This is a genomic window from Pseudomonas sp. S150, from assembly GCF_004526365.1.
In the GTDB taxonomy this organism is placed as follows: domain Bacteria; phylum Pseudomonadota; class Gammaproteobacteria; order Pseudomonadales; family Pseudomonadaceae; genus Aquipseudomonas; species Aquipseudomonas putida_A.
In genome coordinates, this window is record NZ_CP038207.1 from 4,882,721 (window position 1) to 4,908,952 (window position 26,232).

At 60.7% G+C, this 26,232-nt stretch carries 23 protein-coding genes; 13 read left to right on the forward strand and 10 right to left on the reverse strand.

Annotated elements, in window-relative coordinates:
- Positions 1-13 precede the first annotated feature (13 nt).
- From E3Z29_RS22545 to E3Z29_RS22555, 3 genes are all read right to left on the reverse strand, one after another.
- Complete coding sequence (locus E3Z29_RS22545; protein WP_134787002.1) at positions 14-904, reverse strand: pseudouridine synthase; 891 nt, start codon at positions 902-904, stop codon at positions 14-16.
- Between the two features lie 81 nt (positions 905-985).
- On the reverse strand, positions 986-1,303 hold the full coding sequence (locus E3Z29_RS22550; protein ID WP_003226726.1) for a transcriptional regulator: 318 nt from the start codon (positions 1,301-1,303) through the stop codon (positions 986-988).
- A gap of 166 nt (positions 1,304-1,469) precedes the next feature.
- Positions 1,470-1,706 (reverse strand): glutaredoxin family protein, encoded by a 237-nt coding sequence (locus tag E3Z29_RS22555; protein WP_098964882.1) that lies wholly within the window; start codon positions 1,704-1,706, stop codon positions 1,470-1,472.
- Positions 1,707-1,907: 201 nt separating this feature from the next.
- Here E3Z29_RS22555 and E3Z29_RS22560 point away from each other — a divergent pair, with 201 nt between their 5' ends.
- On the forward strand, positions 1,908-3,620 hold the full coding sequence (locus E3Z29_RS22560; RefSeq protein WP_134787003.1) for a monovalent cation:proton antiporter-2 (CPA2) family protein: 1,713 nt from the start codon (positions 1,908-1,910) through the stop codon (positions 3,618-3,620).
- Here the strand turns inward: E3Z29_RS22560 and E3Z29_RS22565 are convergent.
- Positions 3,617-4,825: an ammonium transporter gene (locus E3Z29_RS22565; protein WP_027613424.1), complete on the reverse strand. Its 1,209-nt coding sequence runs from the start codon at positions 4,823-4,825 to the stop codon at positions 3,617-3,619. The genes E3Z29_RS22560 and E3Z29_RS22565 overlap by 4 nt on opposite strands.
- Positions 4,826-5,130: 305 nt before the next feature.
- On the opposite strand from E3Z29_RS22565, the gene E3Z29_RS22570 reads away from it, so the two are divergent.
- The 8 genes from E3Z29_RS22570 (at position 5,131) to E3Z29_RS22605 (ending at position 16,481) form a co-directional block, all read left to right on the forward strand.
- Positions 5,131-5,445, forward strand: a complete 315-nt coding sequence (locus tag E3Z29_RS22570; RefSeq protein WP_003226733.1) for a YqjD family protein — start codon at positions 5,131-5,133, stop codon at positions 5,443-5,445.
- A 2-nt stretch (positions 5,446-5,447) separates the two neighbouring features.
- Complete coding sequence (locus E3Z29_RS22575) at positions 5,448-5,834, forward strand: phage holin family protein (protein WP_027613425.1); 387 nt, start codon at positions 5,448-5,450, stop codon at positions 5,832-5,834.
- Positions 5,831-6,169: a hypothetical protein gene (locus E3Z29_RS22580; RefSeq protein ID WP_027613426.1), complete on the forward strand. Its 339-nt coding sequence runs from the start codon at positions 5,831-5,833 to the stop codon at positions 6,167-6,169. Before E3Z29_RS22575 ends, E3Z29_RS22580 begins: the two co-directional genes overlap by 4 nt.
- A gap of 124 nt (positions 6,170-6,293) precedes the next feature.
- The gene (locus E3Z29_RS22585; RefSeq protein WP_096794968.1) at positions 6,294-7,457 is read left to right on the forward strand and encodes an EAL domain-containing protein; all 1,164 of its coding nucleotides are present in this window, start codon (positions 6,294-6,296) and stop codon (positions 7,455-7,457) included.
- Between the two features lie 76 nt (positions 7,458-7,533).
- Positions 7,534-8,862: a deoxyguanosinetriphosphate triphosphohydrolase gene (locus E3Z29_RS22590; RefSeq protein ID WP_134787004.1), complete on the forward strand. Its 1,329-nt coding sequence runs from the start codon at positions 7,534-7,536 to the stop codon at positions 8,860-8,862.
- Between the two features lie 348 nt (positions 8,863-9,210).
- Positions 9,211-9,837, forward strand: coding sequence for a response regulator transcription factor (locus tag E3Z29_RS22595; RefSeq protein WP_027613428.1), 627 nt, complete (start codon positions 9,211-9,213; stop codon positions 9,835-9,837).
- Between the two features lie 8 nt (positions 9,838-9,845).
- Positions 9,846-13,487, forward strand: a complete 3,642-nt coding sequence (locus E3Z29_RS22600) for a transporter substrate-binding domain-containing protein (RefSeq protein WP_134787005.1) — start codon at positions 9,846-9,848, stop codon at positions 13,485-13,487.
- A gap of 48 nt (positions 13,488-13,535) precedes the next feature.
- Complete coding sequence (locus E3Z29_RS22605; RefSeq protein WP_134787006.1) at positions 13,536-16,481, forward strand: HD domain-containing phosphohydrolase; 2,946 nt, start codon at positions 13,536-13,538, stop codon at positions 16,479-16,481.
- Here the strand turns inward: E3Z29_RS22605 and E3Z29_RS22610 are convergent, their stop codons facing one another.
- Positions 16,482-16,964, reverse strand: coding sequence for a GAF domain-containing protein (locus E3Z29_RS22610; RefSeq protein ID WP_007969095.1), 483 nt, complete (start codon positions 16,962-16,964; stop codon positions 16,482-16,484). It lies immediately after the preceding gene.
- Positions 16,961-17,851 (reverse strand): ATP-binding protein, encoded by an 891-nt coding sequence (locus E3Z29_RS22615; RefSeq protein WP_134787007.1) that lies wholly within the window; start codon positions 17,849-17,851, stop codon positions 16,961-16,963. Before E3Z29_RS22615 ends, E3Z29_RS22610 begins: the two co-directional genes overlap by 4 nt.
- 165 nt (positions 17,852-18,016) lie before the next feature.
- Here E3Z29_RS22615 and E3Z29_RS22620 point away from each other — a divergent pair, with 165 nt between their 5' ends.
- Positions 18,017-20,338, forward strand: a complete 2,322-nt coding sequence (locus E3Z29_RS22620; RefSeq protein ID WP_134787008.1) for a response regulator — start codon at positions 18,017-18,019, stop codon at positions 20,336-20,338.
- On the opposite strand, the gene E3Z29_RS22625 is transcribed toward E3Z29_RS22620, so the two are convergent.
- The 3 genes from E3Z29_RS22625 to msrB form a co-directional block, all read right to left on the reverse strand.
- Positions 20,322-20,783, reverse strand: a complete 462-nt coding sequence (locus E3Z29_RS22625) for a MarR family winged helix-turn-helix transcriptional regulator (RefSeq protein ID WP_027613434.1) — start codon at positions 20,781-20,783, stop codon at positions 20,322-20,324. The two genes, E3Z29_RS22620 and E3Z29_RS22625, sit on opposite strands and share 17 nt — an antisense overlap.
- Positions 20,780-21,265 carry a glutathione peroxidase gene (locus tag E3Z29_RS22630; protein ID WP_047599854.1) on the reverse strand — a complete coding sequence of 162 codons (486 nt, stop codon included), beginning with the start codon at positions 21,263-21,265 and terminating at the stop codon, positions 20,780-20,782. The genes E3Z29_RS22625 and E3Z29_RS22630 overlap by 4 nt, the downstream gene beginning before the upstream one ends.
- A gap of 101 nt (positions 21,266-21,366) precedes the next feature.
- Complete coding sequence (msrB, locus tag E3Z29_RS22635) at positions 21,367-21,762, reverse strand: peptide-methionine (R)-S-oxide reductase MsrB (RefSeq protein WP_098964891.1); 396 nt, start codon at positions 21,760-21,762, stop codon at positions 21,367-21,369.
- A gap of 223 nt (positions 21,763-21,985) precedes the next feature.
- Between msrB and E3Z29_RS22640 the strand changes: the two genes are divergently transcribed.
- Entirely contained in the window at positions 21,986-23,197 is a 1,212-nt protein-coding gene (locus E3Z29_RS22640; protein ID WP_003226761.1) for a pyridoxal phosphate-dependent aminotransferase, read from the forward strand.
- A gap of 304 nt (positions 23,198-23,501) precedes the next feature.
- Positions 23,502-24,389: a protease HtpX gene (gene htpX, locus E3Z29_RS22645; protein WP_007964827.1), complete on the forward strand. Its 888-nt coding sequence runs from the start codon at positions 23,502-23,504 to the stop codon at positions 24,387-24,389.
- A gap of 200 nt (positions 24,390-24,589) precedes the next feature.
- Here htpX and E3Z29_RS22650 read toward each other — a convergent pair whose 3' ends face one another.
- On the reverse strand, positions 24,590-25,246 hold the full coding sequence (locus E3Z29_RS22650; protein ID WP_134787009.1) for a thiopurine S-methyltransferase: 657 nt from the start codon (positions 25,244-25,246) through the stop codon (positions 24,590-24,592).
- A 104-nt stretch (positions 25,247-25,350) separates the two neighbouring features.
- On the opposite strand from E3Z29_RS22650, the gene E3Z29_RS22655 reads away from it, so the two are divergent.
- The gene (locus E3Z29_RS22655; RefSeq protein WP_134787010.1) at positions 25,351-26,118 is read left to right on the forward strand and encodes a class III extradiol ring-cleavage dioxygenase; all 768 of its coding nucleotides are present in this window, start codon (positions 25,351-25,353) and stop codon (positions 26,116-26,118) included.
- The last annotated feature ends 114 nt before the right edge of the window (positions 26,119-26,232 follow it).

Consider the following 26,232-nt stretch of genomic DNA (forward strand, 5'->3'; position numbering starts at 1 on the left):
GAAGTGAGTGGCGTCACCATTGCAAGGTGATCTGGCTCTCGAACTCGCGCGCCTCACCGGTCACCGGGTCGATAAACCGCAAACCCTGCGCCAGCAGCTTGAGCGGATTGGCGTAATCATCCTCAACGTCTTTCAACACATCCGGGTAGAACGGATCGTTGCAGATACTCGCCCCCAGCGCGGTCATGTGTACCCGCAACTGATGCTTCTTGCCGGTTACAGGGTAAAGGCCATAGCGCCACAGATCACCGTTCTTTTCCCGGACTTCCACCGCTGTTTCCGTATTGGCCGCGCCTGGCCCTTCCTGCATGCGGAAGAATGGTTCGCCATCGATCAGACGGCTTTTGTGTACCAGGGGAAATTCCAGCTCCGGAAGCGCATGGGCAATCGCCTCATAGCGTTTATCGATCTGCCGCGTAGGGAACAGCGACTGATAAGCGGAGCGGGTATGTGGGTTAGCCGAAAAGATCACTAAGCCTGCCGTGTGCCGGTCAATGCGGTGCAGTGGCACCAGATGCGGATTATCGAGGCGACGGATCAGACGGCGCAGCAACGTCTGTTCGACGTACTCGCCGGCCGGTGTCACCGGCAGGAAGTGCGGCTTGTCCGCCACCACCAGATGTTCGTCCGCATACAGGATCGACTCGACCACCGGGATCGGTTTTTCATCCGGCACTTCACGGAAGTAGTGAATACGCAGGCCTTCCTTGTACGGCAGATCCAGCGCAATCGGCTGTCCCTGCCCATCCAGTACCCGGCCCCGGGCGATCCGGTCCATCCATTGCTCGCGACTGATCGCACTGAAATGCTCACACAGGCAATCAAGGACGGTAGGCCAACTGCCCGGAGGAAGGTAAAGGGTGCTGGCCTGATTCTGCGCAGCGGAAAACGTTGGTGTGGACATACGGAAATTCGAACCCTCAATGCAGGTCGGCATTATCCAACACTGAGCGATACGAACCTAGCGCCGATTCCACCGCCCGCTTCAGGCCGGGATCGACTTGAGCGCGGCGGCTTCGGTGAATTCCTTGAGCCAGCGCAGCACATCGACCGCCTCCCAGCGCCCCGGGTCATACAAGGCGTACAGCAAGCCCTGATAACCGACCACATCCAGCTGCTTGTGATAACCGGCACGCTGGAACAGCGCCTCGATCTCGGCAAAACAGGTGTTGAAATGCAGTTTGTTGAAAGGCGTCTTGCCCTCCGTGACCAGCCCGTCCAGGCGCAACTCGAGGACCGCCTCGCGCACCACGTCAACCGACATCCGGTTCACGCTGTTCTTCAACTGTTCGACATTGACCACGGTTCGTCCCTCTGACTGCCGGATTCACCTGCTCAAGTCATGCAAAGCAGCAGGCCAACCCAATTACTGTATGCACATACAGTAACCGAATAAACCACAGAGTGCCAAGGGAAGGATGCACGGTCACGACCGGCGGAAAGCCATGTCGCGTCACCGAAGAAAAGGCTCAGCGCAGGAATGCCACGACCTGATCGGCATTGAACGGCCAGCTCAGCTCCGCACCATTATCAACACGGCGCAGCACCGGAATCCGCAGGCTGTAAGCCTCGAACCAGGATTCATCGTCAGCAATATCCACCAGTTCGACCAGCAGACCGTGCTCGACGAAAGGCATCAACTCGGCTTCTGCCAACTCACACAAATGGCATCCCAAGGTGCCGAACAACTGACATTCAGGAGGCATGATCGCTCAACCGGAAAAATGAGCATTCATTCTAGGCCTGCCTCGAAAACCCGTCGAGCCGCTGCCGCCCAAAGGCCCGAGCACGGCAACCAGTACGCAAAACCCTGACGCAAATCAGTCCAGAGAAAAGCCAATCAGGCCATGCTCCCGGGCTTTTTGCCTCTACGCTTGAGAAGCCTGAGCCTGACATCGGAGTGCCTTGTGTTTGCCAACCTGCTGATCATCCTCGCCTCATCCCTGGTGATGATTGCCCTGTTTCGCCGCCTGCGCTTGCCGCCGGTTCTGGGCTATCTGTGCGTGGGCCTGATGGTGGGGCCGACCGCGTTCAACTGGGTCAACGAGAGCGAGCACCTGCCGGACGTGGCCGAGTTGGGCGTGGTGTTTCTGCTGTTTTCGCTGGGCCTGGAGTTTTCCCTGTCGAAAATGATCGCGCTGCGCCAGGTGGTGTTTCGCCTGGGCAGTCAGCAGGTATTGCTCAGCACCGGGGTGCTCGGGCTGGTGCTGATCCTGCTGGGCATGCCGCTGGCCCCGGCAATGTTGCTCGGGGCCGGGCTGTCGTTGTCGTCGACGGCGATTGTCACCAAGGAGTTGAGCAGCCTGGGCGAAGTGTTCAGCAGCCACGGGCAGAACGCGGTCGGGGTCTTGCTGTTTCAGGACGTGGTCGCGGTGTTGTTGCTGACCCTGGTGCCAGTGTTCGCCGGGAGCAGCACGCAAGCCTGGTACGGGGCCTTGCCATTGACGCTGGTGAAGACCGTGGTGCTGTTTTTCGGTCTGCTGCTGGCCAGCCGCTGGTTGCTGCCACGGCTGTTCCACGAAGTGGCGGCCTCGCGCTCGGCGGAATTGTTCGTCCTGCTGGCGCTGGTGATTGTGCTGCTGACCGCCTGGCTGACACACCTGCTGGGCCTGTCCCCTGCCCTTGGCGCATTTCTCGCCGGCATGCTGTTGGGCGAGAGCCACTATCGCCATCAGATCGAGGCCGACATCCGGCCGTTTCGCGACATCCTGCTCGGGGTGTTTTTCGTCAGCATCGGCATGCTGATCGACCTGCAACTGTTCGTCAGTCACAGCCTGCTGATTCTCGGCCTGACCCTCGGTCTGATGCTGATCAAAGGCACGGTCGTCGCGCTTTTGGTGAAGTGGCGCGGCAGCGATCACGAAACTGCCTGGCGCAGCGGCCTGGCGTTGGCGCAGGGCGGGGAATTCTGCTTCGCATTGATGGCGCAGATGCAGCAAAACCGCATGCTGCCTGACGAACTCGGCGGCCTGCTGCTGGCGGCGACGTTCTGCTCGATGTTGCTGACCCCGCTATTGTTGCGCGGGGCACCGAAAATTGCCCTGCGCCTGCATCGCAAGCCGAATCAGGAGGCGCAAATCGAGGAAATCAGCGCCCTCAATGCCGGTCTGGATCAACATGTGGTGATTTGCGGCTACGGGCGCGTTGGCCAGTCCATCGGCCGCTTCATGCGCAATGCCAATCAACCTTACATCGCGTTGGACAACGATCCGGTGCGCGTGCAGGAAGCCGCGTCCGAGGAAAGTGATGTGCATTATGGCGACTCATCGCGCGGTGACTTGCTAACGGCCATCGGATTGTTGCGCGCGAAACTGCTGGTGATCGCCGTGGATCAGAGCGATGTCAGTCTGCGAATTCTCAAGGAAGCGCGCCGGCTCAATGCGCGGATACCGATTCTGGTGCGCACCCGCGATGACAGCCAATGGGCTGAACTCAAAGCGGCCGGCGCCACCGAAGTGGTGCCGGAGTTATTGGAGTCGAGCCTGATGCTCGCCTCCCACGCCTTGATCATGCTCGGTCTGCCAGCTCATCAGGTACAGGAGAAAGTCGACCAGGTGCGCATCAATCGCTATCGCCTGTTGCATGGCTTTTACCCCGGCACCGACGACAAGGAAACTTAGTCCTGACTGACCGCGCCGATCTTGTGCAGCGACAGGTCGGCGCCATAATACTCTTGTTCCTGACTCAGGCGCAGGCCGTGCAAGGCCTTGATCACGCCGTAAACGGCGAATCCGCCGAGCAATGCGACCACCACACCGAGCGCAGTGCCGATCAACTGACTGATCAGGCTGACGCCACCGAGGCCACCCAGCGCAGTCTGGCCGAAGATGCCGCAAGCGATCCCGCCCCACACCCCGCACAAACCGTGCAACGGCCAGACGCCGAGTACATCGTCGATACGCCATTTGACTTGCGCGGCGGTAAAGCACCAGACAAACAGTGCACCGGCAATCGCGCCGGTCACCAGCGCACCCACCGGGTGCATCAGGTCGGAACCGGCGCAGATCGCCACCAGCCCGGCCAACGGACCGTTGTGCAGGAAGCCCGGGTCATTGCGCCCGACGATCAGCGCCGCCACCGTGCCGCCGACCATGGCCATCAGCGAGTTGACCGCCACCAGACCGCTGACGCCCTGCAAGGTCTGCGCGCTCATCACGTTGAAGCCGAACCAGCCGACAATCAGAATCCACGAGCCCAGCGCCAGAAACGGAATGCTCGACGGCGCGAACGCCACCAGCCGCCCTTCGCGATAACGGCCGTTACGCGGGCCGAGCAGCAAAACCGCCGCCAGTGCCAGCCAGCCGCCCATGGCGTGCACCACCACCGATCCGGCGAAATCATGGAACGCCGCGCCAAAGCGCGCCGTCAGCCAGGCCTGCAGACCGAAGTTGCCGTTCCAGACCATGCCCTCGAAAAACGGGTAGATGAACGCCACGATCAGCGCCGTTGCACACAACTGCGGAACGAAGCGCGCACGCTCGGCAATCCCGCCGGAGATGATCGCCGGAATTGCCGCTGCAAACGTCAGCAGGAAGAAAAACTTCACCAGCCCATATCCGTGATCGGCACTCAGCACCGCCGCCGGTTGCATGAAGGTGACCCCATAGGAGATCCAATAGCCTATAAAGAAATAGGCCAGGGTCGAAACGGCAAAGTCGCTGAGGATCTTCGACAGTGCGTTGACCTGGTTTTTCTGGCGCACCGTGCCGACTTCAAGGAAGGCGAAACCGGCGTGCATCGCCAGCACCATCACCGCACCGATCAGAATGAACAACGTGTTGGAGCTGTGAACCAGCGTGTCCACAGCGCTTTGCAGATTTTCCATAAAGAGGCAGACCTGAAGGCTAAAAAGGCACCAAAGCGGTTCGCGCGGACAATTCATGCACCAAGTTGCGACCGGTCGGTCTGCGCAATGAAGCTGCGATGAACCGGTTTGGCGCACAAGGTCGATGTCCTGACACGAACCAGGATTATTTGAGTTAAGGTTTTGCTGCATGTACGCCCGCCAACAGCGCACGGCGGCAGCAGAACGCACCACGACATAGCAAAAGCTGTACCAGTCATTTGTACTGAACCTTCGCGCAAGGCTCATACTCGAACGCTTCAGACGTCACCTACGGAGATCCACCCATGGCCAGCATCAAGGCAAAGACTGCTCAAGAAATCCTGATGAACGACTTCCAGACTCTGGTCGCCGACACCGAGCGGCTGCTCGAACACACCGCGTCCCTGGCGGGCGATCAGGCTGATGAGCTGCGTGATCAGATTCACGACAGCCTGCTGCGCGCCCGGGAAACCCTGAAGCTGACCGAAGACACCCTGCGTGATCGCGGCCAGGCTGCCGTCACCGCCACCGAAGATTATGTGTCGGCCAACCCTTGGCAATCGGTGGGCATCGCCGCCGGCGTGGGCTTCCTGATTGGCCTGCTGGCCACTCGGCGCTGATCATGTCGATCGGCGAATCCGGCCTGGGGTCGGGCACCTCCTCTTCCACGCGGCGTCTGGGCGCCGCTGTTCTCGGCTTGCTGCACAGCCATGTCGAACTGTTCGGCATTGAATTGCAGGAGCAGAAATCACGCACCGTCAGCCTGTTGCTGTTCGCAGGGCTGGCGCTGGTGTTTGCCCTGCTGTTGCTGGTGGGTCTGTCGACGCTGGTGCTGATCGTGTTCTGGGATACCTATCGTCTGGCAGCGATCATCGGCCTGTGCGTGTTCTACACCCTGGCGGCCGCTTTCTGCGGGCTGCGTCTCAAGGCAGCAGTCTTCGATGAATCCTCGCCCTTCCACGGCACGCTGGAAGAATTGGCCAATGATCGGGAGCGCCTGCTGCCATGAGCCTGCCTGAACTGCCACACAACAGCTCGCGCCGGGAAATGCGCAAGGCGCTGATCCGCCTGCGCATGGAAATGCATCGTCAGGAAATCCGCCACGAAGCCGGGCAAGTGCTGCAGCCCTTGCAGCGCATGCGCGGCATGACGCAAAACCTGCAAGGCGGCTTCGGCATCAAGCACGCGCCGCTTTGGGGCGTGGCCGCCGTCACCCTGCTGGGCTTCATCACCGGCAAAGGCGCAAAAAGCGGCGGTGTTGGCGGGCTGACCCGGCTGATACGGCTGGGCACCAGCCTCGGGCCACTGATCAAACTGGTCATGCAGAGTTCGGGCAAACGCTAAGCCGACGCATCTGGCTACATTCTTGCAATATCCGCGGGATGAACCTCTTTACCCGGAGGTTCAATCCCGCGCGCCTACCCGGTCGGCGGGGTTCATCCAGAACAAGAACGACTAAGGAGGCCCCGTGATCGACGGGCAACCGCTCGCCTGCTTTCAACCTTTCATCGATACCGCTACCGGACGAATTGCAGGCGTCGAAGCTCTCGGTCGACTGCGCCAGCCCGACGGCCAACTGGCCTCGGTCGGGCCCTTGTTCGCCGACCCGCGCACACCCGCCATCGCCCTGCGCCGGCTCGACCGACAGATCCGCGACAACGCCCTGAGCCGACTGCATGAAGCCCCCGCCGAGTGGTTTCTCAGCCTGAACATGTCGCCGCGCTGGATCAGTCGCCTGCGCGCCGATCAACCGCTGCCCAGCCTCAAGCAGATGCTGCGCCACGGCGTCGATCCGCAACGCATCGTGTTCGAGATCACTGAACTGGGCGGCAATGGTCAGCGTCTGGCCGAAGTGGTGGCACGCTACCGCGAGGCCGGAGCGCGGATCGCCATCGATGACTTCGGCGCCGGTTACTCGCAGCTCGATCGGGTGCTGGCGTTGCAGCCGGACATTCTCAAACTCGACATGCGCCTGTTTCAGGCTGCCGCACTGGGCGGGCCGAGCAGTGACGTGGTCAAGGCTCTGGCGCAAATGGCCGAAAAAACCGGCTGCTGGATCATCGCCGAAGGCGTGGAAACCGAGGCCCAGCTCAATTTCGCCCTGGAATGCGGTTCGCGCTACGTTCAGGGTTTCCTGTTCGCCCGGGCGCAGGAGGCGTTTTATCCGACCGACGCCTTCGTGCAGCGCTTTGCCGAACTGCGCCAGCGTTACGTGCGGCAGAAACTGGCCGAACGCGGGCGCCTGATGCAGATGCGCCAGCAACTCGGCGAACTGATGGCGATCCTCCAGAGCTGGGCTCAGGCCCACGCGCCGCTGAGTGCGCTGCCGCAACTGGAAGCCTTCCCGTGGTTGCTGCGGTTTTACCAATGCGACCGTCACGGCACCCAACTCACGCCCAACCTCGAATGGCGCAACAACGGCTGGGTCGCCGATAACCGCTATCTGGGCCACAACTGGTCATGGCGTCCGTACTTCTATCATTTGCTCGCCGAAGGCTGGGAAGAGCGGCGCCTGACCCTGTCCAGCACCTACCGCGATGCCACCAGCAACCAGTATTGCCTGACCGCCGGGCAGTTCTTCGATAACGGCGAGCGCCTGCTGCTGATCGATATTGATGCCGCGGGCTTGTAGTTCCGCTTGCAGGTGTGTGGCTGAACCGGGAAGCTAGGGCAACAGTCATCCCAGTCACCGACGGAGAGAACCAGCCTTGGATTGGCAGACCCTGCTCAACCGCGAACGCCTTGGAAAACCGCTGCACAGCCCGCAAGAACTGGGCCGCAGCCCGTTCCACAAAGACCACGACCGCATCATCTTCTCCGGTGCCTTCCGCCGTCTGGGCCGCAAGACCCAGGTGCATCCGGTGTCGAGTAACGACCACATCCACACCCGCCTGACCCACTCGCTGGAAGTCAGCTGCGTCGGGCGCTCGCTGGGCATGCGCGTCGGTGAAACCTTGCGCAGCGCCCTGCCCGACTGGTGCGACCCGAGCGATCTGGGCATGGTCGTGCAATCGGCCTGCCTGGCCCATGACATCGGCAACCCGCCGTTCGGCCACTCCGGTGAAGATGCGATTCGGCACTGGTTCCAGCAGGCGGCCGGGCGCGGCTGGCTCGACGACATGAGCGAAGCCGAGCGCGGTGACTTCCTCAATTTCGAAGGCAATGCGCAAGGCTTCCGGGTGCTGACTCAGCTGGAGTATCACCAGTTCGACGGCGGTACCCGCCTCACCTACGCCACCCTCGGCACCTATCTGAAGTATCCGTGGACCGCACGTCACGCCGACTCGCTGGGCTACAAGAAACACAAGTTCGGCTGCTATCAGAGCGAACTGCCGCTGCTGGAGCAGATCGCCCACAAGCTCGGCCTGCCACAACTGGAAGACCAGCGCTGGGCGCGCCACCCATTGGTGTACCTGATGGAGGCTGCCGACGACATCTGCTACGCGCTGATCGACCTCGAAGACGGCCTGGAAATGGAGCTGCTGGAGTACGCGGAAGTCGAATCGCTGCTGCTCGGTCTGGTGGGAGACGATCTGCCGGAAACCTATCGCCAGCTCGGCCCGCAGGATTCGCGTCGACGCAAACTGGCGATCCTGCGCGGCAAGGCCATCGAGCACCTGACCAACGCCGCTGCCCGGGCATTCGTCGAGCAACAGGATGCGCTGCTGGCCGGCACCCTGCACGGCGACCTGGTGGAACACATGCACGGCCCGGCCAAACGCTGCGTACTCAACGCCAAGGACATCGCCCGCAAGAAAATCTTCCAGGACAAGCGCAAGACGCTGCATGAAATCGGCGCCTACACCACCCTGGAAATCCTTCTCAACGCGTTCTGCGGCGCGGCCCTGGAGCAACATGGCGGCCGCACGCCGTCGTTCAAGAGCCGCCGGATCCTCGATCTGCTGGGCAACAATGCGCCGGATCCCCATGGCCCGCTGCACACCTCGTTCCTGCGCATGATCGACTTCATCGCCGGGATGACCGACAGCTACGCCAGTGACATGGCGCTGGAAATGACCGGGCGTTCCAGCCACTGACAGAAAAAATTGCTCAACCGGGTCAGGCAACTGCCCGGATGAGCGATACCTCGATTGAACCGGTTCTCTGGTCTCAGGCAAACGGATCGACTGAAAGGTAAATCCGTTTAACAGCCAACTACGCAAACAAAACCTTGTTTATTCAAGGTTCGACAAGCAACTTAAAACATTCAGATAAACAAATCAGCACAACACTTCCTTACGCGACACAGAGTTTGGTCGTAGTCGGTTTCCTTTTAGTGCGTAGGACTTATCCTATATTGCCGCAACAGCCCCGGGAGTTCATGCGGCAGCTCATTTATCTGAGCTAAGGTGCGCCCTTTATTCGCGCACGTATGGGATTTGATTATGAACTCCGTTTTTATTGTCGATGATCACCCCGTCATCCGACTTGCCGTTCGAATGCTGCTCGAGCATGAAGGTTACAAGGTCGTCGGCGAAACCGATAACGGGGTCGATGCCATGCAAATGGTCCGCGAATGCATGCCCGACCTGATCATCCTTGATATCAGCATACCCAAACTCGACGGCCTGGAAGTTCTCGCCCGGTTCAACGCCATGGGCACCCCGCTCAAAACCCTGGTACTGACGGCGCAATGCCCGACGCTGTTCGGCATTCGCTGCATGCAGTCCGGTGCATCCGGTTATGTCTGCAAAGAGGAAGACTTGAGTGAACTGGTCAGTGCGATCAAGGCGGTACTTTCCGGTTACAACTATTTCCCCAGCCAGGCATTGAATCCGGTACGCCTCGACGACGTGCGTTATGCCGAACTGGAGTTATTCAAATCCGTCAACGACCGCGAGCTGATGGTCCTGCAATTATTTGCCCAGGGACGCACCAACAAGGAAATAGCCAAGGGCATGTTTCTCAGTAACAAGACAGTCAGTACCTACAAAAAACGCCTGATGCAAAAACTCAAGGCCAGATCTCTGGTGGAACTGATCGAGATGGCCAAACGCAACGCGCTAGTGTGAGAGCCTGAATGCCCAGTCGTTTAAAGATCTGTCTCGCCCTATGTTGCGTCAGCCTGTGCCTGACGACTCAGGTGCAGGCCAGCTTCGTCACCGCGCAAGATTATGTGCTGCGCAGCCGCTCGGGCCACGAAGCGCCATCCGTGTCCCTTGAACCCGCGCAACGGCTATGGCTGGAGAGTCGCCGCGAACTGGTACTGGGCACTTCCGCGCCGGACTATCCGCCGTTCGACATGACCGCCAGCGGTCGTGATTACGAAGGTTTTACCGCCGACTACGCCGGTCTGCTCGAACAGGCTGTCGGGTTGCCAATCCGGGTCCAGCGCTTTGCCTCACGGGAAGCCGCCTTGCAGGCGTTGATTGCAGGTCAGGTCGACATGCTCGGTACGGCCAACGGTTTCGAGGCCAGTAACGCAAATATCCTGCTTTCAACGCCCTACGCCATCGATCAGCCGGTTCTGGTTACCCGCGAAGGCGAGACCCGCTCGCTGACTGAAGGCCTGGCCGGTCTGCGGCTGAGCATGGTCTATCACTATCTGCCCCAGGATGAGGTCAAGGCGCAGTATCCCAAAGCCATCCTGACGTCCTATCCCTCCTATCAAAACGCAATCAACGCGGTGGCTTTCGATCAGGCTGACGTGTTTCTGGGTGACACCATTTCCACCCACTACATGATCAACAAGGGTTATCTGAACAACATTCGCATGGCCAATTTCGGCAAACAGGAAGCCCATGGTTTCAGCTTCGCCGTTCACGCCGACAACCCGCAACTGCTGGCGATCATCAACACCGTGCTGCAAGCCATACCGGCCAGCGAACGGGACAACATCGCCAAGCGCTGGAGCGCCGGCAGCGACATTCTGCTGACCGACCAGAAGCTGCAATTGACCCACCACGAAGAACAGTGGCTCAAACAGCACCCGGTGCTACGCGTCGTCGTCAACGAGGCGTTCGCGCCGCTGACATTCTTCGACAGCGACGGCAACCTGCGGGGCATCACTGCCGACCTGCTCGAACTGCTGCGCCTGCGTACCGGCCTGCGCTTCGAACTGGTCCGCAGCCGCAGTGACGGAGAAATGATCGAGCAGATCAATCAACATCGGGCGGATCTGATCGCCGCGTTGCTACCCAGCCCCCAACGGGAAAAGACCCTGCAATTCAGCCGTCCCTATCTGGAAAACTCCTTCGTCCTGCTGACGCGCAAATCCGCTGACAGCCCGACACATCCCACCCAGCTCAAGAACCGATACCTGGCGATTGCCCAAGGCAGTCCCATGGCTGATTACCTGCGCCGCGAATTCCCCAACATCCACCTGATCGAAACCTCCGACACTTTCGGTGCCGCAACCTTGCTTGCCGAAGGCAAGGCCGATGGCGCCGTCGCCTCGCTGGTGATTGCCAATTATCTGATTTCATCGCGGATCTTCGAACATCAATTACAGATCACCACCACCCTGGGCACACGTCAGGCGGCCTTCTCGCTGGCCAGCGCCCGTGACAATGCCGAACTGGGCTCGATCCTCGACAAGGCGCTGCTGAGCATCACACCGGAGGAACTGGGGGTCATCAACAGTCGCTGGCGCGGTTTCTCCAATGCGGCTCAAAGCAACTGGCATCACTACAAGCGCCTGTTTTACCAATTGATCGGCGCGGCCTGCCTGCTGCTGTTGCTGTCGCTGTTGTGGAACGCCTACATGCGTCGCCAGATCAAGCAACGCCAGGCAGCCGAACGGGCACTCAACGATCAGTTCGAATTCATGCGTTCACTGGTCAACGGCACCCCTCACCCGATCTACGTGCGCGATCGCCAGGGTCTGCTGCAAAGCTGCAACGACAGCTACCTCGAAGCCTTCAACGCCAAACGCGAAGACGTGATCGGCAAAAGTGTCATGCAGGGCACCCTGAGCAACGCCTTCGAAGCCCAGGCCTACCAGGCGGATTACCAGCGGGTGGTGGCCGAAGGCACGCCTCTGCTGCTCGATCGTCCGCTGCACATCGGTGGCCGGCGTTTGACGATCTACCACTGGATCCTGCCGTACCGCGACTCCAGTGGCGATGTGCAAGGGATCATCGGCGGCTGGATCGACATCAGTGAACGTCGCCAATTGTTCGATGAACTGCGCCGGGCCAAGGAACAGGCGGACAACGCCAACCGCGCCAAAAGTACCTTTCTGGCCACCATGAGCCACGAAATCCGCACGCCGATGAATGCCATTATCGGCATGCTCGAACTGACGCTCAAACGCATGAATGATCAGGCTCCGGATCGCTCCTCCATTGAAACCGCCTACTGCTCGGCCAAGGATCTGCTGGGCCTGATCGGCGACATTCTCGATATCGCGCGGATCGAATCCGGGCACCTGAGCCTGAGCCCGGAACGGGTCAATCTGGTCGAAACAGTGGCGTCGGTGGTCAGGATCTTCGACGGCCTCGCCCGCCAGAAAAACCTCCTCCTGCCGCTGATCATCAATCCGCCGGGGCTGCAGGTCGACGTGGAACTGGATCCGTTGCGCTTCAAGCAGATCCTGTCGAACCTGATCAGCAATGCCATCAAATTCACTGAGTCCGGGCAGGTGCGGATCAATCTGGATGTCCTGCCCAACGGGCCGGGCCAATGCTCGCTCGTTCAGTTGACGATCCAGGACACCGGGGTCGGCATCAGCATCGAAGATCAACAACGCCTGTTCGAGCCGTTCGCCCAGACCGAGAGTGGCCGGCAGCAAGCTCGCAGCGGCGCAGGCCTGGGGCTGGTGATCTGTCGCAACCTGTGTGAAATGATGGGTGGGCAGCTGCAGTTGAGCAGCCAGCCGGGGATCGGCACCCAGGTCTGCCTGTCGCTGCCGCTGCAGACGCTGCCGTGCCAGGTGACCACGGCAAAAACCGAGCCTGTGCTGCAAACCTCTGCACCACTGAACATTCTGGTGGTCGACGATCATCCGGCCAATCGCCTGCTGATGTGCCAGCAACTGGAGTTCCTCGGGCACCGATTCACCCTCGCCGAAGAGGGTCGGAGTGGATTCGAGAAATGGCAGACCGGTGCATTCGACCTGGTTATCGCTGACTGCAACATGCCGTTGATGAACGGCTACGAACTGACCGAGGCGATCCGCCAACAGGAACAACGCACTGGCCGCCCTCCGTGTACCGTGCTGGGCTTCACGGCCAACGCGCAGCCTGAAGAAGTACAGCGCTGCAAACAGGCCGGCATGAATGACTGCCTGTTCAAGCCGTTGAGCCTCAGCGCACTGAGCCACTGGATCAATGGTCTGCAGCCCGCGACGCTTGAACCGGCGTTCAATCTTGACGGGTTGAGTCAGTTGACTGGCGGCAACCCGCTGCAAGTCCGGCGTCTGCTCACGCAATTGCTCAAGAGCAGCCGTCTCGATCGCGAGGAATTATTAGCCCTGGCCCCCTGCAATGATCGTCAGGCAGTGGCGCTGGTCGCCCACAAGATCAAAGGCGCCGCCCGGATCGCCCAGGCCTCGCGTCTGATCGCCTGTTGCGATGCGCTGGAACAGGCCTGCATGCAGACAACGCCCGCACCGACCATCGTGCGCTGCGTCGAGGCCACCGACGCAGCCATGCTCGAACTGGAGCAGGCGTTGCGGCAACAACTGGAACCGTTCGAAGAAAGCACAATGACCGAGCCTTAACTATGCTTGGACGCTGAGCAGTGTGTTTACTTCAATGGAGAGTCAGCAATGCCCAGCCCACTGCGCCCGGATCAACGCCGGTTCCCGTTGCACGTGCACATCAGCGTCATGTTCACCTTTCTGCTGTTGCTCACAGGCGTCGTGCTGGGGTTGTTCAACTATCGCCAGACCACCCGGATCATCCTGTCGAGCAGTGAAAACCTGTTCAATCGCATCGAACAGGATGTGCGCCTGGACCTGCATTCAACCTACGAACCGATCCGGCACCTGCTGAGCCTGCTGGCCGACAATCAGGCGGCCGAGGCGCCGAACCTGCAACAGCGTCTGGCGCTGCTCAAGCCGTTCAGTCAGTCGCTCAAGGACAACACCGATCTCGCCTCGCTGTATCTGGGGTACGGCAACGGCGATTTCTTCATGGTCCGGCCCTTGCGCACCAGTGCGCTGAAAACCCTGCTCAAGGCACCACCAACAGCGGCCTATCAGGTCTGGAGCATCGAGCACGACGCCAGCGGCACCGTATTGTCGCAGTCACTGTTCTTCGACCAGACGCTGACGCCTGTCGGACGCGACACCAATCCCGACGACCGCTACGACCCGCGTACCCGCAACTGGTACAGCAACGCCCTGCAACAGGGCGATCAGATCACCACCGAACCCTATGTATTTTTCTCCACTCACAATGTGGGCACCACCCTGGCCCGACGCAGCAGCGCAACCAGTGTGATCGGTGCCGATCTGACTTTGGAGGCACTCTCGGCCACCTTGACCAAGCATGTGGTCACCCCCTCGACCGAAATCGTGTTGTTCGATGCCGATGGCAATGCCGTGGCCTATCCGGACAGCAGCCGGCTGATCGTCGACGGCAGCAGCGCACGCCTGGCCAAAGCGGCCGACCTCAGTCCGAATCTGCACGCGTTGCTGTCCACCGCCCATCCGGGCAAACGGCTCGACGTCAATGGCCGCCACTGGATCGTCGCCCGCAGCACCCTGCAGGAAGGCGGGCCGAAAGGTTTGCAGATGGCCCTGCTGGTGCCCGAGGACGAACTGCTTGCCGATGCCTACCGCATGCGCTGGCAAGGCGCGCTGATCACCTTGGCGATCTTGCTGCTGTGCCTGCCGCTGGGCTGGCTGATCTCGCGGATTCTGGTCAAACCGTTGCACGCGCTGGTCAAGGAAGCCGACGCGATCCGCAGTTTCGATTTCAACTTTCCGGTCACCCGCCGCTCGCCGGTGCTGGAGGTTGACCAGTTGAGCCTGTCGATGGCGCGCATGAAGGACACGCTCGCCAGTTTCTTCCGCATCACCGACAGCCTCTGCGCCGAAACCCGCTTCGCCCCGCTGCTGCAAAGGGTGCTGTTCGAAACGGTGCAGATCGCCCAGGCGCAGGCGGGGTTGATCTATCTGCGCGAAAGCGATGGCAACCGGATGGAGCCTTACGGACTGGTCATTGATGGCGCCTCGCACGAGCCGGGCGAGTTCGCTGTGCTGGGCCGGGATCTCCTGGCCGATCAAGGGCCGGCGTGGTTCCAGCAACTGATCAACGCTGACAACGTGGTCAGCAGCCTTGGCTTCGAGCAGGCCGGGGACTTGCAGAAAGTCCTGTTGGCCATGCAGTCGCCGCGCATCCACCTGATCGGCATCCGCCTGCGTAATCGGCACAACGAAACCATCGGCCTGTTGCTTCTGCTGATCAACGACAGCGGCAGCGCTCAGGACCTGGAAAAACTGCGCCCGGACCGCATCGGCTTCCTGCAAGCCGTGTCTGGTGCGGCGGCGGTGAGTATCGAAAGTCAGCGCCTGCAAGCGAAGCAAAAACAGTTGCTCGATGCGTTCATCCAGTTACTGGCCGGCGCCATCGACGCCAAGAGCCCGTACACCGGTGGCCACTGCCAGCGCGTGCCGGAACTGACCCTGATGCTCGCGCAGGCCGCGGCCGCCAGCCAGGCGCCGGCGTTCCAGAGCTACCAACCGAGCGAAGACGAATGGGAAGCCCTGCACATTGCGGCCTGGCTGCACGATTGCGGCAAAGTCACGACGCCGGAGTATGTCGTCGACAAGGCGACCAAACTGGAAACCCTCAACGATCGCATCCACGAAATCCGCACCCGTTTCGAAGTGCTCAAGCGCGATGCCTGGATCAGTTACTGGCAGGCGATCGCACTGGGCGGCAACGCGGCGCAACTGAGCGAACTGCGTGACGCCACGCTGACGCAACTGGATGACGACTTTGCCTTCGTTGCCCGTTGCAATCTGGGCGGTGAGGCCATGGCGCCCGCCGATCTGCAACGTCTTGAACGCATTGCCGAGCGCCGCTGGATGCGCACCCTCGATGATCGCTTGGGGGTGTCATGGGAGGAAAACCGCCGCCAGGCGCAAACGCCGGCGGCGAATCTGCCAGTCAGCGAGCCACTGCTGGCGGACAAGCCCGAACATCTGATCGAACGCGCCGACAGCGAACTGATTCCGGAAGACAATCCGTGGGGGTTCAAACTGGATGTGCCGCGTTACAAATACAATCGCGGCGAACTGTACAACCTGAGCATTGCCCGGGGCACGCTGACCCGCGAAGAGCGCTACATCATCAATCACCACATGGTGCAGACGATCCTGATGCTCAGCCACCTGCCCTTCCCCGGGCACCTGGACAGCGTCGCGGAAATCGCCGGTGGGCATCACGAAAAGATGGACGGCAGCGGTTATCCCAAACGCCTGAAGCGCGAGGACATGAGCCTGCCGGCGAGGATGATGGCGATTGCCGATATTTTCGAGGCCCTGACAGCGGCCGATCGGCCGTACAAGAAGGCCAAATCCTTGAACGAGGCGCTGGGGATCATGGCCACCATGTCCCGCGAGGCGCACATCGACCCCGAGCTGTTTGCGCTGTTCATCAACGATGGGGTGTACATGCAGTACGCCGCACGGTTTCTCGATCCGCGCCAGATCGATGTGGTGGATCCGGCCAGCCTGTTGCGCAAGGCTCGCCTGAGTGCCTGATCAGCAATCGGTCAGACGCAGGAAGATCGCCGCCAGTTGTTCAATGCCAGCCTGATCGTCGGTGCCGAAACGTGCGAGTTTCGGGCTGTCGAGATCAAGTACGCCGATCAACCGACCGTCCTTGACCAGTGGCACCACCAGCTCGCTGTTGGAGGCGCTGTCGCAAGCGATATGACCGGGGAACGCATGCACGTCTTCAACGCGCTGGGTCTGCCGACTGGCCGCTGCCGCGCCACATACACCGCGACCGAACGGAATGCGCACACAGGCGATCTGCCCCTGAAACGGGCCAAGCACCAGTTCTTCGTTGCGATTGAGGTAGAAACCGGCCCAGTTCAAATCGTCGAGCTGGTTGAACAGGAACGCCGAAAACTGCGCGGCGTTGGCGATGAAATCGCGCTCGTCCGCCAGCAGCGATTCCAGTTGTGCGGCCAACATGCCATAGCCTTCGAGGCCCTGGCCGCTTTGTTGCAAATCAATCATGCCTTGTGCTCCAGCAATTTCAGTCCCACCCAGTAACGGGCGAATTGGTACGCGCAACGTCCGTTGCGATTGCCGCGCCCGGTTGCCCAGCGCACGGCGAGGATGTCGAGCTCTTCGTCGCGCTGCCAGCTCAAGCCGGCCTTGGCGGCCAACTGGCCGATCCAGTGTTCGACGACGTTGAGGAAATGTTCCTGGGTAAACGGATAGAACGACAGCCACAGGCCGAAACGGTCGGACAAGGCGATCTTGTCTTCCACCGCCTCACTCGGATGCAGCTCGCCATCGACGCGTTTCCAGTTTTCGTTGTCGCTTTCCTTTTCCGGCACCAGATGGCGGCGGTTGGAAGTGGCGTACAGCAGAACGTTGTCCGGGGCCTGTTCGAGCGAGCCGTCGAGCACGCTTTTCAGCACGCGATAATCGCTTTCGCCGGATTCGAACGACAGGTCATCGCAGAACAGCACGAAGCGTTGCGGCAGTTTGCCGATCTGCTCGACCACGCGCGGCAGGTCGGCCAGATGGTCGCGCTCGATTTCGATCAAACGCAGGCCGGCCTTGGCGTGTTCGGCCAGCAGCGCGCGCACCAGCGACGATTTACCGGTGCCGCGCGAGCCCCAGAGCAGCGCATGGTTGGCCGGCATGCCGTCGAGAAACTGCTGAGTGTTGCGGCCCAGTTGTTCTAACTGACGGTCGACACCAATCAAGTCGGACAGGCGCATGTCGAGGCTGACTTCCAGTGGCAGCAAATAGCCGCTGCGCCCGTCACGCTGCCAGCGCGCGGCCAGGCAGGTTGCCCAGTCGATCAGCGGACGCGGCGCCGGCAGCAAGGGTTCGATCCGCGCCAGAACCGACTCGGCGCGTTCAAGAAAAGCATTCAATCGGGAATCCACGTCTTCTCCTCGGGCACGTTCACAGTGATGATGTCGATCCAGCGACGACAGACAGATCTCAATCCCCGTTCAAGCCTTGTTACAAGGCGCTTCGGGAACCTCGGTATCCATACATGATCGACTATGCTTGAGCAGCGAAGGGAAACGGAAGTGGTTCAACACCCCATGGATATCAAATTCACCCACCGGCTGTCATACAAGCAAGCCAGATTCACGGTGCTGGTCGGGTTCGTTCTGGGCACGCTGCTCAGCCTGCTGCAAATCGGCATCGATTATGCCAGTGAAGACGCCTCCATCAACCGTGAAATCCTGTCTTTGCTGGAAATCAGCCACAATCCGGCGTCGCGAATCGCCTACAACATCGATGCGGAACTGGCGCAGGAACTGACCCTGGGCCTGTTGCGTTCGCCGGCGATCATCTCGGCGCAACTGACCGACAACAACGGCAACGTCCTGGCCAACGTCAAGCGCCCGGAGCTGCAAAGCGGTTACCGGGTGATCAGCGACTTTCTGTTCGGTGCCAAGCGCCAGTTCGAAGACCGCCTATACCTCGACCACCTGCCCGAGGAATCACTGGGCACGCTGAGCCTGGAGGTCGATACCTACGCGTTCGGCAGCCGGTTTCTGCGCCGCGCCGAAGTCACCCTGCTCAACGGCTTTGCCCGCAGCCTGATTCTCACTGGCATCCTGTTGGCGCTGTTCTACGTGATGCTGACCAAGCCACTGGTGCGCCTGATCCGGGAACTCAGCGCGCGTGACGCACGCAGTGCAGAACCGACGACCCTGGAATGTCCGGCCGGCCACGCCAATGACGAGATCGGCGTACTGGTCAAAGTCGCCAACCAGCAGTTCGACAATATCGCCACGGAGATCCAGCAACGGCGCAACGCGGAAAACCGCCTCACCGATTACCTCGGGCAACTGGAGCACATCGTCTCGGCCCGCACTGCCGAGCTCAAGGCCATCAACACCCGGCTCAGCCAGTCCAACGAAGAACTGGAAGTCGCTCGCAGCACCGCACTGGACATGGCCGAAGCGCGCTCGGCATTCCTCGCCAACATGAGCCACGAGATCCGCACCCCGCTCAACGGCCTGCTGGGGATGATCGCCCTGTCCCTCGACGGGCCGCTGAATGCCGAGCAGCAACAGCAACTGTCGATTGCCCATGACTCGGGCAAGGTGCTGGTGGAGCTGCTCAACGATATTCTCGACCTGTCCAAGTTCGATGCCGGGCAACTGGAGCTCGAACACATCCCGTTCGACCTCGGCTCGCTGATCGAGGACACCGCCAACCTGCTGTCGCAGAACGCTGCGCCGAGCGTCGAGCTGACTTGCCTGATCGACCCGCACTTCCCCGCGCTGGTGCTGGGGGATCCGACCCGGGTACGGCAAATCGTCAGCAACCTGCTGTCCAATGCCCTGAAGTTCACCCGCTTCGGCCGGGTCGATGTGCGCCTGTCCGCCCACAAGGACGGGGTGCGCATCGAAGTCTGCGACACCGGCATTGGCATCGCTCAGGATGCCCAGGTGAAAATCTTCCAGCCGTTCACCCAGGCCGGTGCCGGCATCACCCGGCAGTACGGCGGCACCGGTCTCGGTCTGGCGTTGACCTACAACCTGTGCGAGGCCATGCAAGGCCGATTGACCATCAGTTCCGAGGCCGGTTTCGGCAGTCAGTTCTGTGCCGACCTGCCACTGCCGTGTCACACCCGGGCGGTCATGCCGGCGCCACTGCACGGCAAGGTGCTGGCGATCACCGCGGCCAGCAGCGGGCTGGCGGAACTGCTCAAGACATTGCTGCCGGTGTGGGGCGTGACCTATGAGCAGCGCACCATGGATGACCCGTTGCTGGGCCTGTCACCCGATCTGCTGATCACCGATTGCCCGGAATGCCTGTTCAGTCTGCGCCCGACCATCAGCGCACCGATCCTCGTCGTAACCGCTTATGGCAGTTTCATGCCCGGCGAAGAAGCCGCCGCGCTGGCGCCATTGCAGCAACAAGCCCGACCGCTGGCACGCAACGCGCTGTACCAGATCCTGCGGCGCATTCTGCTGGCCGATGTCACCACGAGCAACGATGCGCGCCTCGAGAGCCAGCCGGTCCGGCGGCGCGGAAAGGTGCTGCTGGTGGAGGACAATCCGGTCAATCAACTGGTGGCCAAAGGCATGCTCGGCAAGCTCGGTTGCGACGTGGTGGTCGCTGCCCACGGTGCCGAGGCGCTGGATCAACTGGAGCACGATGAGTTCGATCTGGTGCTGATGGACTGCAACATGCCGGTGATGGACGGCTACGAAGCGAGCCGGCAGATCCGCCAGAGCGGGCGCTGGCCGCATTTGCCGATCGTCGCGCTGACCGCCAACGCCATGTCCGAGGAACGCGAGCGCTGCCGTGCGGCCGGCATGAGCGATTACCTGGCCAAGCCGTTCCGCCGCGAAGAGCTGGCGGCCCTGCTCGACCAGTGGATGCCGGCTACGTCAGCGCTTTGATCTGCCCCAGCAGATGATCAAGGCCATTGCGCAAATCGTTGAGCCGATCAAGATCCACCCCGCTGTCGCACAACAATCGGGCCTTGAGCGGCCCGACCTGCTCGCGCAGCGCTTGGCCTTGCGCGGTCAGGCTCAGATGCACTTCACGCTCGTCGCGCGCCGAACGCTGGCGCTGCACCCACTGCAATTGTTCAAGCCGCTTGAGCAACGGCGTCAGGGTGCCGGAGTCCAGCGCCAGGCGCTCGCCCAACGCCTTGACCGTCGGTTGCTCCGGTGCACTGTCCTGCCACTCCCACAGCACCAGCATCGCCAGGTACTGCGGGTAGGTCAGGCCGAGTTGATCGAGCATCGGCTTGTAAGCGCGAATCACCGCCCGGGACGCGGCGTACAACTTGAAGCACAACTGACTGTCGAGCTTCAGCGAATCGTCGGGCAGGCTGTTCATTTGAGCAGGGCTTCGATCTCGCCGCTAATGTCCTGCGGCTTGGTGGTCGGGGCGAAACGCTTGACCAGTTGCCCATCCTTGCCGATCAGGAACTTGGTGAAGTTCCACTTGATGCCCTCGGAGCCGAGCAAACCCGGAGCGCGCTTTTTCAGCTGCACGAATAACGGATGCGCTTCAGAACCGTTGACGTCGATCTTCTTGAACAGCGGGAAACTCACGCCGTAGTTCAGCTCACAGAACTCGCTGATCGCACCTTCGTTGCCCGGCTCCTGCTTGCCAAACTGATTGCACGGAAACCCCAGCACCACCAGGCCCTGATCCTTGTAGGTCTGCCACAGCTCTTCCAGGCCTTTGTATTGAGGGGTGAAGCCGCATTTGCTGGCGGTGTTGACCACCAACACCGCTTTGCCGGCAAAATCGGCCAGGGTCTTTTGCTCACCCTTGATGGTGGTGACAGGGATATTCAGCAGGTTGTCGCTCATGGGTCGGCTCCGCGGGTTATCGGGAAAGGCCAAACATAGCGAGCAATTAAATTGTGTGCAATTTAATTATCCGAATGGCGACCCGCAGGTCGCCGGTCCGCTTACTCGCGCGGCTCGAGATTCAGGCACACCGAGTTGATGCAATAACGCAGGCCGGTCGGTGGCGGGCCATCGGGGAACACGTGGCCCAGATGCGCGTCGCAGCGGGCGCATTTGACCTCGGTGCGGATCATGCCGTGGCTGGTATCGCGAATCTCGGTCATGGCGCTTTCGCCGATCGGCGCGTAGAAGCTCGGCCAGCCGCAGCCGGAATCGAATTTGGTCGTGGAGTCGAACAGCGGCTCATTGCAGCAGATGCAGTGATAGACACCGTCGGTTTTGGTGTCGTTGTATTTGCCGGAAAACGGCCGTTCGGTCGCACTGAGACGGCACACGTTGTACTGCTCGGGGTCGAGCATCGCCCGCCATTCTTCCAGGGTTTTTTCCAACTTTTCCATCATCACACCTCAGCGGCTGAAAAAGCCCGATCTGTACCTTTTCCACGGATCGGGTGGCACGTATGATTGCGCCTCGTCACACGCCAGTCTGGCAGCCAGACCGGGCGCATTCAAACGGATTCTCGGCGCCATGGCGCAAGACTCCGCCTGTGCGAAGACGCAGGAATCCCAGTATGGTTGGCCATCCGCCGTCTGGATCGTTCATTTTCGGGATCACATCGCCATGCAGTTCAGCAAATCGAACAAGCTCGCCAACGTCTGCTACGACATTCGCGGCCCGGTGCTCAAGCACGCCAAACGTCTGGAGGAGGAAGGCCAGCGCATCCTCAAGCTGAACATCGGCAACCCGGCGCCGTTTGGTTTCGAAGCGCCGGACGAAATTCTTCAGGATGTGATCCGCAACCTGCCGACCGCCCAAGGCTACAGCGACTCAAAAGGCCTGTTCAGCGCCCGTAAGGCGGTGATGCAGTACTACCAGCAAAAAAATGTCGAAGGCGTCGGCATCGAAGACATCTACTTGGGCAACGGCGTGTCCGAGCTGATCGTGATGTCGTTGCAGGCGCTGCTCAACAACGGTGATGAAGTCCTGGTGCCGGCCCCGGACTACCCGCTGTGGACCGCCGCCGTGAGCCTGGCCGGCGGTAACGCCGTGCACTACCTGTGCGACGAGGGTGCCGACTGGTTCCCTGATCTGGCCGACATCAAGGCCAAGATCACCCCGAACACCAAAGCCATGGTGATCATCAACCCGAACAACCCGACTGGCGCGGTGTATTCCAAGGAAGTGCTGCTGGGCATGCTGGAAATCGCCCGTGCGCACAATCTGGTGGTGTTCTCCGACGAAATTTACGACAAGATCCTTTACGACGACGCCGTGCACATCTGCACCGCTTCGCTGGCGCCGGACCTGCTGTGCCTGACCTTCAACGGTCTGTCGAAATCCTACCGCGTGGCGGGTTTCCGCTCCGGCTGGATCGCCATCTCCGGGCCGAAACACAATGCCCAGAGCTACATCGAAGGCATCGACATGCTGGCCAACATGCGCCTGTGTGCCAACGTCCCGAGTCAGCATGCGATCCAGACCGCCCTCGGCGGCTATCAGAGCATCAATGACCTGGTACTGCCGCAGGGCCGCCTGCTGGAGCAGCGCAACCGCACCTGGGAATTGCTCAACGACATTCCGGGCGTCAGCTGCGTCAAGCCGATGGGCGCGCTGTATGCGTTCCCGCGGATCGACCCGAAAGTCTGCCCGATCCACAACGACGAAAAATTCGTCCTCGACCTGCTGCTCTCCGAGAAGCTGCTGGTGGTGCAAGGCACGGCCTTCAACTGGCCGTGGCCGGATCACTTCCGCGTGGTAACCCTGCCCCGCGTCGACGATCTCGAGATGGCCATCGGCCGCATCGGCAACTTCCTCAAGTCCTACCGCCAGTAACCGGTCAACGGTGCGCAACGGCCCGAACGTTGCGCACTGTCTGATTCAGCAACACTTCTGCTCTCCCCGCCTCGCTGCGCCTTCTACACTTGCGATTCATAGGGCCCACCCGCCTCTGGCGCAGTGGCGGCGGGTAGCGGCTGGCTGTCATCCCTTTCGGTTTTGGCCGTGGGCAATGACCTGCCGACTCGGGAATCCGCTGTAGGACACAGTTTGAAATAGTCACTCGGTTGAATCACCCGGTGCCGCACCTTATATACCCCGCAGTACGCTACATCTTTAGCTTGAGGAGATTTCTACAACCATGATGCGCATCCTGCTGTTTTTGGCCACTAACCTGGCGGTCGTGCTGATAGCCAGCATCACCCTGAGCCTGTTCGGCTTCAACGGGTTCATGGCGGCCAACGGGGTTGATCTCAACCTCAGTCAGCTGCTGGTTTTCTGTGCGGTCTTTGGTTTCGCCGGTTCACTGTTCTCGCTGTTCATCTCCAAGTGGATGGCGAAGATGAGCACCAGCACCCAGATCATCAGCCAGCCACGTACCCGGCATGAGCAATGGCTGCTGCAAACCGTCGAGCAACTGTCCCGCGAAGCCGGGATCAAGATGCCCGAAGTCGGTATTTTCCCGGCCTACGAAGCAAACGCCTTCGCCACCGGCTGGAACAAGAACGACGCGCTGGTCGCGGTCAGTCAGGGCCTGCTCGAACGTTTTTCGCCAGATGAAGTGAAAGCCGTTCTGGCCCACGAAATCGGTCACGTGGCCAACGGTGACATGGTCACCCTGGCGCTGATCCAGGGCGTGGTGAACACCTTTGTGATGTTCTTCGCGCGGATCATCGGCAACTTCGTCGACAAGGTGATTTTCAAGAACGAAGAAGGCCAGGGTATCGCCTACTACGTGGCGACGATCTTCGCCGAGCTGGTTCTGGGCATTCTCGCCAGCGCCATCGTCATGTGGTTCTCGCGCAAACGCGAATTCCGTGCCGATGAAGCCGGCGCACGTCTGGCCGGTACCAATGCGATGATCGGTGCATTGCAACGCCTGCGCGCCGAACAGGGCCTGCCGGTGCACATGCCGGACACCCTGAACGCATTCGGCATCAACGGTGGCATCAAACAAGGCTTTGCCCGCATGTTCATGAGCCACCCGCCGCTGGAAGAGCGTATCGACGCGCTGCGTCGTCGCGGTTGATCGGTTTGGCGCAGTAACGAAAAGGCCCGCAGCGATGCGGGCCTTTTTTTGTGCGCGGGATTATGGGTTGCCTGTTCTGGCCTCTTCGGGAGCAAGCCCCCTCCCACAGTGTTTTCTAGTGTATTCAAGATTGCTATTACACCGACGCTCCCTGTGGGAGCGGGCTTGCTCGCGAAGAGGCCGTTAATGCCGATACAAAACTATCGGCCAGAAACCCGATAAGCCCGCTCCTCTAACCGCGTCACCCCCGCCTGCAGGAACCTGACACTCTCCGCCAGCACATCCTGTTCCTCAAGCACCTGCACCTGCCAGACTTCGCCCAGCAAGCGCTGCACTTCATCATCGCTCACCGCAAACGGTGGCCCTGGCATCTGCGCTTGATCGTAATCCAGGGTGATCAACAACCCTTGCACACTTTGCGGCAGGATCTGCTGCAAATGCGCCGCATAGCGCTCACGCATCGGAGCCGGCAAGGCAATCAGCGCTGCCCGGTCGTACAACGCCGCGCAATCCGCTACATCGTCGGCTGTCAGCGCAAAGAAATCACCGCACCACAACTCGATGGAATCGGCGCGATAGACCTTGAACGGCCCCTTGGCACTGACCTGCGGCGTTATCTGATGCTCACTGAAAAAATCCTCGACGGCCTTCAGCGACAGCTCGACTCCGAGCACCTGATGCCCGCGCCCGGCCAGCCACAGCAGATCCAGGCTTTTCCCGCACAGCGGCACCAGCACCCGGGTCTGGGCCGGGATCGCCAGTTGCGCCCAGTGACGCTGCAGATACGGGTTCACCTCAGGCAGATGAAAGCCGATCTGATTGGATTCCCACTTCTTGTGCCAAAACTCAGGCTGCATGCATCCCCCCAATAAATTCGATCAAAAGGCGTTAAAACTTATATTAGATTTAGATCAATGGTCTGACTGAAGATGAGGCCATCTTACCGCTCAGGAACCTCTCCATGTTTCCCAGCCTGTTTATCTCCCACGGCTCGCCCATGCTGGCCCTGGAACCCGGTGCCAGTGGCCCGGCTCTGGCGCGTCTGGCGGCCGAACTGCCGCGGCCTAAAGCCATCGTGATCGTCTCTGCCCACTGGGAAAGCCAGGAACTGCTGGTCAGCAGCAATCCTCGTCCGGAAACCTGGCATGACTTCGGCGGCGTCCCGCGTGCCCTTTTCGAAGTGCAGTACCCGGCACCGGGCAATCCGCAACTGGCAGCCGAAGTGGCTGAATTGCTTGACGCCGCGCATCTGCCGGCACGCCTCGATCCGCAACGACCGTTCGATCACGGCGTCTGGGTGCCGCTGTCGCTGATGTACCCGCAGGCGGATATTCCGGTGGTGCAGGTGTCGCTGCCGAGTCGCGGCGGCCCGGTGTTGCAAACCCGTGTCGGACAAGCGCTGGCGAGTCTGCGCGAGCAGGGCATTCTGCTGATCGGCTCCGGCAGCATCACCCACAACCTGCGCGAACTGGACTGGCACGCCGGCCCGGAAAGCGTCGAGCCGTGGGCACGGGACTTCCGTGACTGGATGATCGACAAGCTGGGGGCCGACGATGAGGCGGCACTGCACGATTATCGTCAACAGGCGCCCAATGCGGTGCGCAGCCATCCGAGTGATGAGCATTTGCTGCCGCTGTATTTTGCCCGTGGTGCGGGAGGTGAGTTCCGCATAGCGCATAAAGGCTTCACGATGGGTGCACTGGGTATGGATATCTATCGCTTCGGCTGACGTCATCGCTGGCAGCCAGCTCCCACAGGGTTGTGGGGCGAGGCAAAAAGCAGGCAAAAAAAATCCCCGAACCAGTCGGGGATTTTTCATGTTCGATCAATCAGCCCAAGGGCG

What these genes read in the sequence shown, in the direction of transcription:
- E3Z29_RS22625 (WP_027613434.1), bottom strand. Translation starts at nt 20,783, where the DNA reads ATGAACAGCCTGCCCGACGATTCGCTGAAGCTCGACAGTCAGTTGTGC.
- msrB (WP_098964891.1), bottom strand. Translation starts at nt 21,762, where the DNA reads ATGGAAAAGTTGGAAAAAACCCTGGAAGAATGGCGGGCGATGCTCGAC.
- E3Z29_RS22580 (WP_027613426.1), top strand. Translation starts at nt 5,831, where the DNA reads ATGAGCCTGCCTGAACTGCCACACAACAGCTCGCGCCGGGAAATGCGC.
- E3Z29_RS22640 (WP_003226761.1), top strand. Translation starts at nt 21,986, where the DNA reads ATGCAGTTCAGCAAATCGAACAAGCTCGCCAACGTCTGCTACGACATT.
- E3Z29_RS22600 (WP_134787005.1), top strand. Translation starts at nt 9,846, where the DNA reads ATGCCCAGTCGTTTAAAGATCTGTCTCGCCCTATGTTGCGTCAGCCTG.
- E3Z29_RS22650 (WP_134787009.1), bottom strand. Translation starts at nt 25,246, where the DNA reads ATGCAGCCTGAGTTTTGGCACAAGAAGTGGGAATCCAATCAGATCGGC.
- E3Z29_RS22610 (WP_007969095.1), bottom strand. Translation starts at nt 16,964, where the DNA reads ATGATTGATTTGCAACAAAGCGGCCAGGGCCTCGAAGGCTATGGCATG.
- E3Z29_RS22595 (WP_027613428.1), top strand. Translation starts at nt 9,211, where the DNA reads ATGAACTCCGTTTTTATTGTCGATGATCACCCCGTCATCCGACTTGCC.
- E3Z29_RS22620 (WP_134787008.1), top strand. Translation starts at nt 18,017, where the DNA reads ATGGATATCAAATTCACCCACCGGCTGTCATACAAGCAAGCCAGATTC.
- htpX (WP_007964827.1), top strand. Translation starts at nt 23,502, where the DNA reads ATGATGCGCATCCTGCTGTTTTTGGCCACTAACCTGGCGGTCGTGCTG.
- E3Z29_RS22575 (WP_027613425.1), top strand. Translation starts at nt 5,448, where the DNA reads ATGTCGATCGGCGAATCCGGCCTGGGGTCGGGCACCTCCTCTTCCACG.
- E3Z29_RS22555 (WP_098964882.1), bottom strand. Translation starts at nt 1,706, where the DNA reads ATGCCTCCTGAATGTCAGTTGTTCGGCACCTTGGGATGCCATTTGTGT.
- E3Z29_RS22605 (WP_134787006.1), top strand. Translation starts at nt 13,536, where the DNA reads ATGCCCAGCCCACTGCGCCCGGATCAACGCCGGTTCCCGTTGCACGTG.
- E3Z29_RS22655 (WP_134787010.1), top strand. Translation starts at nt 25,351, where the DNA reads ATGTTTCCCAGCCTGTTTATCTCCCACGGCTCGCCCATGCTGGCCCTG.
- E3Z29_RS22630 (WP_047599854.1), bottom strand. Translation starts at nt 21,265, where the DNA reads ATGAGCGACAACCTGCTGAATATCCCTGTCACCACCATCAAGGGTGAG.
- E3Z29_RS22545 (WP_134787002.1), bottom strand. Translation starts at nt 904, where the DNA reads ATGTCCACACCAACGTTTTCCGCTGCGCAGAATCAGGCCAGCACCCTT.
- E3Z29_RS22570 (WP_003226733.1), top strand. Translation starts at nt 5,131, where the DNA reads ATGGCCAGCATCAAGGCAAAGACTGCTCAAGAAATCCTGATGAACGAC.
- E3Z29_RS22565 (WP_027613424.1), bottom strand. Translation starts at nt 4,825, where the DNA reads ATGGAAAATCTGCAAAGCGCTGTGGACACGCTGGTTCACAGCTCCAAC.